Annotated in this window: 13 protein-coding genes and 2 tRNA genes; 9 read left to right on the plus strand and 6 right to left on the minus strand. The window is 56.8% G+C overall.

Going from position 1 to position 13,187, the window contains the following annotated elements:
* Window positions 1–20: 20 nt before the first annotated feature.
* The 4 genes from yidC to rpmH form a co-directional block, all read right to left on the minus strand.
* Window positions 21–1,652, minus strand: a complete 1,632-nt coding sequence (gene yidC, locus ACO6EE_RS03580; protein ID WP_485959288.1) for a membrane protein insertase YidC — start codon at window positions 1,650–1,652, stop codon at window positions 21–23.
* A gap of 102 nt (window positions 1,653–1,754) precedes the next feature.
* Window positions 1,755–1,967: a membrane protein insertion efficiency factor YidD gene (gene yidD / locus ACO6EE_RS03585; protein ID WP_485959289.1), complete on the minus strand. Its 213-nt coding sequence runs from the start codon at window positions 1,965–1,967 to the stop codon at window positions 1,755–1,757.
* Window positions 1,961–2,302 (minus strand): ribonuclease P protein component, encoded by a 342-nt coding sequence (gene rnpA, locus ACO6EE_RS03590; protein WP_485959290.1) that lies wholly within the window; start codon window positions 2,300–2,302, stop codon window positions 1,961–1,963. Before rnpA ends, yidD begins: the two co-directional genes overlap by 7 nt.
* 2 nt (window positions 2,303–2,304) lie before the next feature.
* Window positions 2,305–2,439: a 50S ribosomal protein L34 gene (gene rpmH / locus ACO6EE_RS03595; protein WP_003824630.1), complete on the minus strand. Its 135-nt coding sequence runs from the start codon at window positions 2,437–2,439 to the stop codon at window positions 2,305–2,307.
* 215 nt (window positions 2,440–2,654) lie between these two features.
* Between rpmH and dnaA the strand changes: the two genes are divergently transcribed.
* The 9 genes from dnaA (at window position 2,655) to ACO6EE_RS03640 (ending at window position 11,261) form a co-directional block, all read left to right on the plus strand.
* Complete coding sequence (dnaA, locus tag ACO6EE_RS03600; RefSeq protein ID WP_485959291.1) at window positions 2,655–4,187, plus strand: chromosomal replication initiator protein DnaA; 1,533 nt, start codon at window positions 2,655–2,657, stop codon at window positions 4,185–4,187.
* 15 nt (window positions 4,188–4,202) lie between these two features.
* A complete protein-coding gene (gene dnaN / locus ACO6EE_RS03605; protein ID WP_485959292.1) occupies window positions 4,203–5,306 on the plus strand; it encodes a DNA polymerase III subunit beta in 1,104 nt (367 codons plus the stop codon).
* 163 nt (window positions 5,307–5,469) lie between these two features.
* Complete coding sequence (locus ACO6EE_RS03610) at window positions 5,470–7,284, plus strand: tetratricopeptide repeat protein (RefSeq protein ID WP_485959293.1); 1,815 nt, start codon at window positions 5,470–5,472, stop codon at window positions 7,282–7,284.
* Window positions 7,285–7,541: 257 nt separating this feature from the next.
* Complete coding sequence (locus ACO6EE_RS03615; protein WP_485959294.1) at window positions 7,542–8,135, plus strand: outer membrane lipoprotein LolB; 594 nt, start codon at window positions 7,542–7,544, stop codon at window positions 8,133–8,135.
* A complete protein-coding gene (gene ispE / locus ACO6EE_RS03620; RefSeq protein ID WP_485959295.1) occupies window positions 8,132–9,010 on the plus strand; it encodes a 4-(cytidine 5'-diphospho)-2-C-methyl-D-erythritol kinase in 879 nt (292 codons plus the stop codon). Before ACO6EE_RS03615 ends, ispE begins: the two co-directional genes overlap by 4 nt.
* A gap of 68 nt (window positions 9,011–9,078) precedes the next feature.
* Window positions 9,079–9,155, plus strand: a tRNA-Gln gene (locus ACO6EE_RS03625).
* 19 nt (window positions 9,156–9,174) lie between these two features.
* Window positions 9,175–9,251, plus strand: a tRNA-Gln gene (locus tag ACO6EE_RS03630).
* A 388-nt stretch (window positions 9,252–9,639) separates the two neighbouring features.
* Window positions 9,640–10,623: a ribose-phosphate pyrophosphokinase gene (locus ACO6EE_RS03635; protein ID WP_153711269.1), complete on the plus strand. Its 984-nt coding sequence runs from the start codon at window positions 9,640–9,642 to the stop codon at window positions 10,621–10,623.
* Window positions 10,624–10,688: 65 nt separating this feature from the next.
* Window positions 10,689–11,261 carry a 50S ribosomal protein L25/general stress protein Ctc gene (locus tag ACO6EE_RS03640; protein WP_485959296.1) on the plus strand — a complete coding sequence of 191 codons (573 nt, stop codon included), beginning with the start codon at window positions 10,689–10,691 and terminating at the stop codon, window positions 11,259–11,261.
* Between the two features lie 221 nt (window positions 11,262–11,482).
* On the opposite strand, the gene ACO6EE_RS03645 is transcribed toward ACO6EE_RS03640, so the two are convergent.
* Window positions 11,483–12,370, minus strand: coding sequence for a cysteine ABC transporter substrate-binding protein (locus ACO6EE_RS03645; protein WP_485959297.1), 888 nt, complete (start codon window positions 12,368–12,370; stop codon window positions 11,483–11,485).
* A 78-nt stretch (window positions 12,371–12,448) separates the two neighbouring features.
* Complete coding sequence (locus ACO6EE_RS03650) at window positions 12,449–13,186, minus strand: amino acid ABC transporter ATP-binding protein (protein ID WP_485959298.1); 738 nt, start codon at window positions 13,184–13,186, stop codon at window positions 12,449–12,451.
* Window position 13,187 lies beyond the last annotated feature (1 nt).

Here is a 13,187-nt window from a genome sequence, read left to right on the forward strand (position 1 = left end):
TGTTGCCTTTTTGCTATATCTTAGGATTTGACGGCACCATTGATTTTCCGATTAATCAACCACTGCTGTCCCATACTCAAGAGGTTATTCACCACATAGTAAAGCACTAGGCCGGCAGGGAAGAAGAAGAACATCACGGAAAAGGCCAGCGGCATGATTTTCATCATTTTAGCCTGCATCGGGTCACTCGGCGGCGGGCTGAGTTTGGTTTGGATATACATTGTCAGCGCCATCAAAATCGGCAGGATATAGAGCGGGTCGGGTCGGGCCAAGTCAGCCACCCAGCCCCAAGAGGCCTGGCGCAGCTCAACCGAGGCGAGCAGCACCCAATACAAGCCGATAAACACAGGGAACTGCAACAGCATGGGCAGGCAGCCGCCCAGCGGGTTGATTTTCTCATCTTTATACATCTTCATCATGGCCTGTTGCAGCGCCATACGGTCATCACCATGCTGTTTTTTCAGCATTTCCAGCTTGGGCGCAACGGCACGCATCTTGGCCATGGAGCGGTAAGAGGCGTTAGTAAGCGGCAACAACAGGGTTTTAACGATGATGGTCAGCAAAACGATGGACCAGCCCCAGTTGCCAATGAGACTGTGCAGCCAGTTGAGCAGGCCGAACAGCGGCGCGGCCACCACGTGGGTGCGGCCATAGTCTTTCACCAGCTCCAAGCGGTCAGCCACTTTGCTGATCACGGCGTATTCCTGCGGACCGGCATACAGTTCGGCAGGCACGCTCAGTTTCTGGCCAGCAGCAATCGCGGGCAGCGGCACGCGCACGCCGGCGGAGTAAAGATTGTCACTGCGGCGTTTGATGTCGAGCAGGCAGTTGCCGTTTTGGCAGATGCTGTTGCCATCTTTGGGCTGTAGCACCCACACAGTGGTGAAGTAGTGTTGAGTGAAGCCAACCCAGCCGCTGGTAGCAGTGCGCTGGTAGTCGGCGCGATCACGTTTGCTCTCGAAATCGTCGTCCAAGTCTTTAAACGGCACTTTTTGGAAGTTACCATCGGGCGTGTAGGCTACCGGGCCGACATAGGTTTGGTTGAAATAACCGCTGCCCTCGGGCGTGCTGTTGTCGCGCAGCACACGATACACACCATCCAGCTTCAGCGGGGCATCAGTGTGGTTGGTGATATCGAAGCGTACATCAATAAGGTAGCTGCCTTTACGGAAGGTGTACACTTTGTCTACCTGAACGCCGTTGGTTTCCGGCGCGCTCAAGCGCACTTCCAGTGTATCGCCGTTGAGGGTGTAGCTGTTTTGCGGGGCTTTGAAGCTGCTGTCTTGTAGCAGGTAGTTGCCTTTTTGGTCGATCAACAGCGATTGCACCAAGTATTTGTGCTCGTTGTTGTCGGAAAGCAGGGTGAAGGTTTTGCTGGCATCGCCGGCGGAGTTGTGTTTGAGCAAATCCAGCCCGCGCAAATCGCCACTGTTTTCATCGATCACGGCTTTGAGCGTATCGGTGCTTACGGTGATCGGTTTGGTGGGCGGCAAATCGCTCCCGGCAACGGGTGCAGCAGCTTGCTGCTCCGTCTGCACAGCAGCCTGTTCGGGCTGCTGCGGCTGGGGGTTGAAATAATTCCAAACCATCAGGGTCAGGATAGCGATAATGGCAAAAACCGCCGTCCGCTTCAATTCGTTGTTGGATTCCATAATCGGGTTCCGTTTGAAAACAGGAGAAAACGGCAGTCTGCATTCCAAGTGCAGGCTACCTGAAAATTCTGCCGCCATGCGGCATAAATGCCGTAGACAGGCTTAAGGCACAGGGTCGTAACCGCTGCCGCCCCACGGATGGCAACGGCCGATGCGCTTGGCCGCCAGCCAACCGCCTTTAAGCGCACCGTACTTGCGCACCGCCTCAATGGCATATTGCGAACAGGTGGGCTGATAACGGCAGCGCGGCGGCAGCATCGGGCTGATTGCGTATTGGTAAAGCCGGATCAGCCCCAGCAGGATTTTGGCTAGCATGGTTTTTTCGGCACAATCTGTTCCAACTGCGCCAACACCTGCTGCCGTCCAGCCTTACCAAACGGGCGGCGCACGCGAACCACCAAATCGCTGCTGTCCAAACGGTGCCGATTAAGGCGGAACCATTCGCGCAGCGTGCGTTTCATATAGTTGCGGCGGTTGGCACGGCGGGCGGTTTTCTTGGCCACCACCAAACCTAGCCGGGGATGCCCCAGCCCGTTTGGCTTATGCCACAGTTGGATATCCGGCCGCGATTTCAGCCGGCGTAAAGCAAAAACGGATGAGAAATCATCCGTTTTCAGTAAGCGGTATGGTTTGCCGAAACAGTGATCCACTGTTATACGGCCAAACGTTTACGGCCTTTGGCGCGACGAGCAGCCAACACGGCACGGCCGCCGCGTGTTTTGGAGCGAACCAAGAAGCCATGGGTGCGTTTGCGGCGGATAACGGAGGGTTGATAAGTGCGTTTCATGATGTTTCCCGTGGAAATAATCTAAAATCAGAAAGCGGCGTATTACACCTGATTTTGCTGAAATTGTCAAACTATTCGTGCTGCATGCCGCTTTTCCTCCCGCCTTGGTTCGCTTCCTGGATTTTGGGTATAATTCACCGTTCGCACTTACTTAGATACGACGGGGCACCATGCCCCTTTGCCGCTTCCCCTGTATTTTTTTCAGAACCGCCACCATGACGCTCGACCAATTCTGGCCACAATGCCTGCATCATTTGCGCCACACTCTGCCTGCCAAACAGTATCAGAGCTGGATTGAGCCTTTGAGCGTGGGCGAAGGGGCGGGCGGGGAGTGGGTGGTGTATGCGCCTAGCCGCTTCGTGTTGAATATGTTGCGCACCCGCTATGCCGCCGAAATCGACAAACTACTGGCGGAGAGGCTACCTGAAAACACCCCTACACTATTGTTCAAACAAGGGGAAGGTAAACGCTATGCCCCGGCCGACAAACCAGCGTCTGTGCGTGCTTCCAAAGCTGCTGCGCCAACCGAGCAAGCCGGCAAACCAGCTACCCCACAACATACTGACAAACGCAGCGCCCTAGAAATCGTGCAATCCCGTTTGGAAAGTTTGGGCATCAATCCGCAAGCCGAACCAACCGGGCAACCCAACCAAACCAAACCGACAACCAAGCCTGCCCAAGCCAAATCTACCGCCAAACGCGAAGAGCGCCAGCAGCAGCGCTATGCGCAGACCAATTTATCGCCAGAATACACTTTCGACACTTTAGTGGAAGGCAAAGGCAACCGCTTGGCTGTAGCCGCTGCCCGTTCTATTGCCGAAAATCCGGGCAAAAACTACAACCCCTTCTTTTTATACGGCAGCACCGGCCTGGGTAAAACCCATCTGGCGCAGGCCGTGGGCAATGAGTTGTTGCGGCTCAAGCCCGAAGCCAAGGTTTACTATATGCATGCCGAAGACTTCGTGCGCGGCATGATTCAGGCCTTCCGCAACCATGCCCACGATGCCTTCCGCCAGCAATACAAGCCCTACGATTTTCTCATTATCGACGACATCCAGTTCATCAAAGGCAAAGACCGCAGCATGGAAGAGTTTTTCCACCTGTATAACCATTGCCACCACCATAAAAAACAGATTATCCTTACCTGCGACGTGCTGCCCACCAAAATCGACGACATGGACGACCGTCTGAAATCCCGTTTTTCATGGGGTTTAACGCTGGAGCTGGAGCCGCCGGAATTGGAAATGCGAGTGGAGATTTTGCAGAAAAAAGCCGATTCCGTGGGCGTGGAATTAAAAGAGGAAGCCGCCTTTTTCATCGCCACCCACATCCGTTCCAACGTGCGCGAGCTGGAAGGCGCGTTTAAACGAGTGGAAGCGCGCAGCCGTTTCGAACATAAGCCGATCGATGTAGAACTGGCCACCGAAGCCCTGCAAGATATCGTGGCCGGTAACTTCAAGCCGATTAATCTGCCGTTGATTATGGACGCAGTGGCCAAATATTACGGCATCCGCACTGCCGACCTTATTGGCAAAAAACGCGCACAAAGCATCGTCCGTCCGCGCCACCTGGCCATCAAACTTGCCCGCGAGCTAACCACTCACAGCTACGAAGACATCGGCAAAGCCTTCGGTGGGCGCGACCACAGCACGGTGCTCAATTCCGTGAAAAAGGCCGATGAATTGCGGCAGGAAGATGCCGAGATTGCCCAAGATTACGAAAAACTATTGATTATAATCAAAAATTAGACCTAAGGAATCTGTATGTTGATTTTAGAAGCCGAGCGCGACACTCTGCTCAAACCGCTGCAAGCCGTTACCGGCATCGTGGAGCGCAAGCACACCCTGCCTATTCTCTCCAACGTGCTGATTGAGCGCACCGGCGGGCAAACCAATATTTTGGCCACCGACTTGGAAATCCAAATCCACACCCATGGCCCGCACACCGATGCCGAAGATTTCCGCATCACCACCAATGCCAAAAAACTGCAAGACATCCTGCGTGCGCTGCCCGAAGGCGCGATTGTGGCACTGGATTGGGCGCAAAACCGCCTCACCCTCAAGGCCGGCAAATCTCGTTTTGCCTTGCAAACCCTGCCAGCCGAAGATTTCCCGCTGATGAGCATTGGCGAAGAAGTGGTTTCTGCCTTCACCCTGCCGCAAGAAACCTTCCGCAATATGCTCTCGCAGGTGCAATACGCCATGGCCGTGCAAGATATTCGCTACTATCTCAACGGCTTGCTGATGCAGGTGGAAGGCAGCAATCTGCGCCTAGTGGCCACGGACGGTCACCGCCTGGCCTACTCCGCCGCCGTGATTGATGCCGACTTGCCCAAAGCCGAAGTGATCCTGCCGCGCAAAACTGTGCTCGAACTGTTCAAGCTGCTCAACCGCCCCGAAGAACCCGTTACCGTGGAGCTCTTAAACAACCAAGTGCGCTTCCGCTGCAACGACACCGTGGTGGTGAGCAAAGTGGTGGACGGTAAGTTCCCCGATTTCAACCGCGTGATTCCGCAAGATAACGACAAAATCTTCCTGCTCGGCCGCCAGCCGTTCTTGGGTGCGCTGGAACGTGCTGCCATTTTGGCTAACGAAAAATTCCGCGGCGTGCGCCTACAGCTGCGCCCCGGCCTGCTGAGCGTGTTGTGCAGCAACAGTGAACAGGAAGAAGCGCGTGAAGAGATGGAAATCGCCTACCAGGGTGCCGAGCTGGAAGTGGGCTTCAACATCAATTATCTGATGGACGTATTGCGCAACGTACACGCCGAAGACATCCAACTGGCCTTCGGCGATGCCAACCGCTCCACCCTGTTTACCATCCCCGACAACGCCGATTTCAAATACATCGTGATGCCGATGCGCATCTAAGGCTGCATCACCATACGCCAGCAGGCTACCTGAACATTACAAAGTAAAAGTTTTCAGGTAGCCTGAAAAATATGTGGCAGACAAGCACACTTGCGCTATAAACTTTGCCCTTTACAGTTTCAGGTAGCCTTCTGCTGCCGCACACCCATTCCAAGGAACCACCATGTCTTCACGGCATTCCCGTATCCGCACCCTCGCCCTTGCCGCCCTCCTGCTGCCGCTGGCCGCCCAAGCCGCGCCAGCTCCACGCAAATCTGGTTCGCAAACCCCGCTGACCCACCGCCAAATCATCGACCGCGCCAACAATCTGATGACGGCCTTCTCCTCCGAGATTGCCCTCCAGCAAGGCAAAGGCAGTGAAGCCCTCTCTGCCTATATACGCCTGTTCCGTCGCACCAACGACCCGGCAGTAGCCGAGCGTGCCGTCGAAATCGCCCTTGCCACCGATGTCCGCCTAGCAGAGCAAGTGCTTGAACGTTGGCAGGAAGCCGAGTCCAAACCCTCGGCCGAACAAAAACGTATACGCTGGATTGTGGCTGCAGCCAAGGGCGATGTCGCCACGGTGCGCGCCGGCTTGCCCGAAATCCTCGACCAAACCGACCGCCACCGCATGCGTAACGTATTCCTGCGCATGTCCCAGCTCGCCCTCTACCACCCGGAAGCTGCCGATGCGCAAACCGCGCGTCTCGTGCACCAAGCTGCTGGCCGCTTCCCTAGTCTAGCTGAGGCCGCCATCACGGATGCCATTTATTCCGCCCACGCCAGCCGCACTGCCGATGCCAACGCCGCACTGCGCCGCCTCTCCCGCCTCGACAGCGATATTCGCCCTATTACCAGCATCACCCTGCGCCTGATTGCCCAGCGCCAGCCTGAAGTGCTCGAATACTTCTTCCGCCATGCCGACAGCCGCCATCTTTCCCCCATGTGGCAAAACCTGCAAGTAGAAACCCTCATCGCCGCCAAACGCGAAGAAGAAGCCTACCGCCTGCTGCAAAATATGCTGGCCAAAACCCCAGATGCCGACCTCTACATCCAAGCCGGCATCCTCTCCGTGCGCCGCAAAGAGCCCGTGGCCACCACCATCAACTACTTCGACAAAGCCTACCTGCACGGCACCCAGCAGCAGAAAAGCCGCGCCGCCCTGCTCGCCACCATGCGCCTGATTGAAGACAACAACATAGCCGAAAGCCGCAACTGGCTCAATCGCGCCAACTCCCCTGAAGCCCAGTTTGATAAACACATCCTGGAAGCACGCATTGCCGAAGCCGAGAAAAACTGGCCGGCGGCCGAAGATGCCCTGCTACGCGCAGAAACCATCATTTCCACCGACCGCAACAACGCCATCTTCAACACCGACGACCTCCTGGTTGCCCACCTGCGCATCGCCCGCGAGCAGCCGCCTGCCGAAGCCCTCAACAGCATCCGCAGCCTCTATCGCCGCTACAGCGACAACTCCGCGCCGCTCGCCATGATCGCCCTCATCCTCGAGCAGCGCGCCATCCTGTATGCCGACCGCCTGCAACAACCCGAAAAAGCCGTGGCCGACCTCAAGCAGGCACAAGAGCTCGTGCCCAAAAACCCCGACATCCTCAATTCCCTCGGCTACACCATGCTCTCCCTGCCCAACCCTGACCTAGCCCAGGCACGCCACTACATCGAGCAAGCTCTGCACCGCCGCCCTAATTCGCCAGAAATCCAAGACAGCATGGGCTGGGTGTTGTTCAAGCAAGGCCAACCTCAGGCCGCCCTGCCGTATTTGCAGCGCGCCCACGCCAAACTGCCTGAAGCCGATGTAGCCGCCCACCTCGGCGAAGTGCTGTGGACACTCGGCCGTAAAAACGAAGCCATCGTTATCTGGCAAGCCGCCCAGCGCAAAGGCGGTGACAAACCCGTATTGCAGGAAACCCTGCAACGCCTCAACGTAACTCTCCCGTCTTCCGGTGGAAAAGCCGATAGCGAAGGCAACAGCAGCCAATAAATCAAAGGCTACCTGAAAACAGTTCCTGCCGTTTTCAGGTAGCCTTAGCGTGTATTGAAATAGATATTCCCTTATGCGGCCGCCAATCTTACCCGTCCAGCCACATCACTCAAGATAAGCAGTAACTTGGTCGCGAATATGCATAACAGGCTACCTGAAAGCGCCCGCTTCGGCGCAGCTAAAACCACATCCGCATTAGACACTACGCTCCTGCTAGGCTTCCGCCCTAGCGCCACCCACCCAATCCGTGAGAACCCATGATCCGACGCTATTTCCTCCCTATCTCTGCCGCCCTCCTGCTCGCCGCCTGTACCAGCCTTGGCACGCAAATGTCTGCCGAAAACTGGCGCGACGATGCCACCACGCCCGAATTTGAAGCTTCCGGTCGCATGGGCGTGAAGGAAAACGAACGCGGCAGCTATGCCAATTTCGATTGGCTGCGCACTACCGCCGTACAGCTGTTTGACGTGAAAACCCCGCTGGGCAACAGCGTGGGCCGATTGTGCCAAGACAGCGGCGGCGTGCAGGCGGTGGCGTCCGACGGCCAAGTTTACCGCGCCGCCACCACCGCCGAACTCAGCCGCCAGCTGCTCGGCTACGACCTGCCCGTGGCCTATATCGACCGCTGGGCCAACGGCCTGCGCGTGCCCGGCGAACCTTACAGCGTACTGCCCGACGGCCGCCTGCAGCAAATGGGCTGGAAAATCCAGCGCAATTTGGGCGAAGACGGCCAAGTGCGCATGTTGCTGCTGGAACGCACCGGCTTGAGCCTGCGCCTGGTGTTCGACCGCTTCGGCCAGCCTGAGCGCCGCCCCGGCAGCTGCGCCGCCGATGTCGAGCAGACTGTATGATGCGGCCGCACCCTGCCGCCCGGGCCTTTCCCGCTCCGGCCAAGCTCAATCTCGACCTGCGCATCATCAGCCGTCGTGCCGACGGCTACCACCTGCTCGAGAGCATCTTCTGCCTGATTGATCTATGCGACACAATATGGCTGCTGCCGCGCGAAGACGGGCAAATCATCCTGCATAATCCCGCCGGCGGCATCCCGCCCGAACAAGATTTGAGCCATCGCGCCGCCCGGCTGCTGCAACAGTTTTCAGGTAGCCCTAACGGCGTGGAAATCTGGCTGGACAAACATATTCCCAGCGGCGGCGGGCTAGGCGGCGGCAGCTCGGATGCCGCTACCGTGCTGCTTGCCCTCAATCATTTGTGGCACACTGCCGTGCCGCCCGAAACGCTGCGGGCGCTCGGCCTGAAGCTGGGTGCGGACGTGCCGTTTTTCCTGTTCGGCCAAAGCGCTTTTGTGCAAGGCATCGGCGAAATCCTGAGCCCGCTGGCCGTGCCGGAACAATGGTATGTGGTGGTTCGCCCCGATGTACATGTGGCCACCCCGAAAATCTTCGCCCACCCCGGCCTCACCCGCAACAGCCCGCCCTGTACGCAACCCGGTTTCGCGCAACTGCAACCTTTCCGCAACGATATGCAGGCCGTGGTGCTGGCCGAATATCCGCCCGTGGCCGCAGCATTCCGTCTGTTGCAAGACTACGGCACGCCGCAGCTCACCGGCTCCGGTGCCTGCCTGTTTACCGCCTGCGCCACGCAAGGCGAAGCCGAGTATATCTATAGCAGGCTACCTGAAAACCTGGCCGCCTGGTGTGTGCGCGGTTTGGATCGGCATCCCTTGCAAGCCATCTTGGGAAATAACGAAAATATCAGGCACGCTTGACAACGTGCCGAAAAAACCGCATAATTCGCACCTTTCCTGAATCACCTGCCGTAATAGCAGGTTCGTACTGGGGATTCGCCAAGTTGGTTAAGGCATCGGATTCTGAATCCGACATACGTAGGTTCGAATCCTACATCCCCAGCCAGATTCGTAAACAATATAATTGGGGATTCGCCAAGCTGGTTAAGGCACCGGATTTTGATTCCGGCATGCGTAGGTTCGAATCCTACATCCCCAGCCACCTTACAAAAGCATGTACGTGTACATGCTTTTATTTTTGTTGCCGCATTGTGCAGCAACAGGCTACCTGAAAACGAATATAGCGAGCTTCGCCAAAACAAAATCAGTATGGAAACTAGAGCGACAGGAATTTTCTTGCCATAGAAACGTGTTTATTCAATTTTGATTGCTCAATTAGGGGTCGGGATAAACCGGACACAGGTATTTGCTGCCTAGTCCTGATATCAAGCCGACAAAATTGGCGGATATTCCACACAAACAGCACTTTGGTTTTGCCCGCGCTCGGCGTATAATCCGCCGTTTGCAAGCCAGTCAAACCCAAACGCGAGGGAGCGGCAATGTTTCCCACAGTCGGCGGCGAGACCGCAAACAACACAGGTAATGAAGAAATGGCATACGAAAGTTTAATGGTATTCGCCGGCAACGCCAGTGCCGGCTTGGCTGAGAACGTGGTCAAACACCTTGGCATTTCCTTGGGGCGCGCCTCCGTAGGCAAATTTTCCGACGGTGAAATCGCCGTGGAGCTCTTGGAAAACGTGCGCGGCCGCGACGTGTTTATTTTGCAGTCCACCTGCGCCCCCACCAACGATAACCTGATGGAACTGCTCACCGTGGCCGACGCGCTCAAACGCGCTTCCGCCGGCCGCATTACCGCCGCCATCCCCTATTTCGGCTATGCCCGCCAAGACCGCCGCCCGCGTTCCGTGCGTGTGCCGATTTCTGCCAAACTGGTGGCCAATATGCTCGCCACCGCCGGCATCGACCGCGTGCTGACCGTGGATTTGCATGCCGACCAAATTCAAGGCTTTTTCGATATTCCGGTGGACAACATCTATGCCACCCCGATTTTGGTGCACGACATCCTGCAGCAACGCATCGAAAACCTTACCGTAGTCAGCCCCGATATCGGCGGCGTGGTGCGTGCCCGTGCCGTGGCCAAGGTGTTGAACACCGATTTGGCGATTATCGACAAACGCCGCCCCAAAGCCAACGTGGCCGAAGTGATGAACATCATCGGCGATGTTCAAGGCCGCACTTGCCTGATTGTGGACGACATGATCGACACCGCCAACACTTTGTGCAAAGCCGCTTCCGCCCTGAAAGAGCGCGGTGCAGAACGCGTATTGGCCTATGCCACCCACCCCGTGTTCTCCGGCGAAGCCGTGAACCGCATTGCATCGTCTGATATTGACCAAGTGGTGATTACCGACACCATCGCCCTGTCTGATGCCGCCCGCAACTGCGACCGTATCCGCCAGGTTACGATTGCCGGTTTGCTGGCCGAAACCATGCGCCGCATCAGCAACGAAGAATCTGTCTCATACCTCTTCAACGAGGATGTGGCATCCCCGGGAGCATTGTTCCTCCCGTAATCCCCCGCCGTCAGGGTTGGTCGCAGCCCGGCAGACGGCTTTTTTAACTTAAATGGAGTTTTACCATGTCTTTCAAAATTGAAGCCCAAGTGCGCGAAGAGCAAGGTACTGGTGCGAGCCGCCGCCTGCGCCGCGAAGGCCGTGTGCCTGCCGTAGTTTACGGCGCCGGCTCTGACGCCACTGCTGTTTCCGTTGACCACAAAACCGTATTCTTTGCCCTGCAGAAAGAAGAGTTCCACACCGCCATCATTAAACTGGCGCTGAACGGCAAAGAGCAAGACGTGATTGTGCGCGATTTCCAAATGCACCCCGTTCGCCGCGAAGTGCGCCACATCGACTTCCAAATCGTGGAAGCCGGCAAACCGATCAAAATCCGCCTGCCGCTGCACTTGGTTAACGCCGAGAAATCTCAGGCCGTTAAACTGCAAAACAGCCGCATGGCTCTGCTGAGCACCAGCGTGGAAGTGCTGCTGGATCCGAAACACATCCCGTCTGAACTGGTTTTGGATTGCGAAAAAGTTGTGGCCGGCGATGTATTGCACCTGTCCGACATCCAATATCCGGAAGGCGTGGAAAGCACCTCCCTGCGCCGTGGCGCCAACTTGGCCGTAGCCACCGTAACCGCCGCAGGCAAATAAGCCGAACGGCTTTGATGACAAACCCCGCTGCAAAGCGGGGTTTTGTTTGGCTAGTGTTGCGGTGTAAAGGCTACCTGAAAACCTATACTGCAATGCGGTCAAACTAGAAATCCATCCTCACTCCACACAAACAAAAGGCTACCTGAAATTCCAGCTTCGCAGAAACTCTGCGGTGCTTTGCTTTCAGGTAGCCTTTACTTCAACCGGATTGCCGAACCGTTTTATTTGGTCAGAATTTCCGCCTCTTTGTCGCCATACACCGGGCGCAGGGTTTTTTCGTAGGCGGCGTGCAGGCGGCCGTCTTGTTTGATGGCGGCGATTTCCTGGTTCACCCAATTGAGCAGGGATTGGTCGCCTTTGCGCACGGCGGGGGCGATGTGCTCGGCCGGGCCGATGTTGCCGATGGCCACTTCAAAGTTGGGGTTTTCTTTGGCCCATGCCCATAACAGCGCGTTGTCATGTGCCAGCGCCACGCCGCGGCCGTCTTTCAGCGCATCGAAGGTTTCGGTGTTTTGGTCGAATTTCAACAGGTTGATGTTGGGATGATTTTTGGTGAAATAGGCATCAGCGGTGGTGCCTTTGTTCACCAGCAGGGTTTTACCTTCCAGCTGGGAAAGGTCGGTAATCGGCGCGCCTTTGGGGGAAACCACGCCCAAGGCCACGTTCATATAGGGGCTGGCGAAATCCACCACTTCGGCGCGTTCGGGCGTTTGGGTGAAGTTGGCGAGGATTAAATCCACTTTGCCGGAACGCACGTATTCCACGCGGTTGGCGGCTTCGGTGAGCACGAATTCCACTTTGTCGGGGCTGCCGAGCAGGTCGTTGGCCAGATATTTGGCGATTTCCACGTCGAAGCCTTGGCTTTGGCCGTTGGTGTCCACATAGCCGAAGGGGGGCTTGTCGCCGAACACGCCGATGCGGATTACGCCGCGCTCTTTGATTTTGGCCAGTGCGTCATCGCTGGCGGCACCGGAAGCAGCAGAAGCGTTGGCTGCGCTGCTGCCGGAAGCAGGCTGGTCGCTGCCCTGTGAGCCGCCACCGCAGGCGGCCAGGCCGAAGCCGAGCACGACGGTGGCCAATAAGGTTTTGAAAGATTGGTGTAACTGCATGATGTTTCCTTTTCTGTTAGAGGTAGAGTGAAACCGCCGTACAGGCTACCTGAAAATACGGCAGTGGTTTTAAACGGGTTAAATCGAATAGTCCATGCCGCTGAGAAACTGCTGGGCGCGGCCGCTTTCGGGTTTGGTGAAGAATTTGTCGGGCGTGCTTTCCTCGATGATGTGGCCTTGATCCATAAAGATAATCCGGTCGGCCACCTTGGCGGCGAATTCCATTTCGTGGGTAACGATGAGCATGCTCATGCCCTCGCGCGCCAGCTCCAGCACCACATCCAACACCTCGCGCACCATTTCCGGGTCGAGCGCGGCGGTGATTTCATCCAACAAGATCACTTCCGGATTCATACACAATGCGCGCACGATGGCGATGCGCTGCTTCTGCCCGCCGGAAAGCTCGCGCGGGAAGGCGGTTTTGCGGTTGAGCAAGCCCACGCGGGCAAGCAGTTTGTCGGCTTGCGCCTCCACTTCTTCGCGGCGGCGCCCTTGTGCTTTCAGCGGGCCGAGCAGAATGTTGTCGATCACGTTCATGTGGGCAAACAGCTCATAACTCTGAAACACCATGCCCACTTTCTGGCGGGCGGTTTCCCACGGCACATCTTTGCCAAACTCGCCCACGCCTTCCATCTCGATGCTGCCGACCTGGTGCGGCTCCAAGCCGTTGATGCAGCGCAGCAGGGAGCTTTTGCCGCTGCCCGACGGGCCCAAAATCACCACCACTTCGCCCTTCTCCAGGCTCAAATCCAAATCCTGCAACACCACGGTATCGCCGTAGCCCTTGCGCAGGTGGCGCACGTTTAGCAAAGCCATA

This window comes from Eikenella sp., from assembly GCF_057315495.1.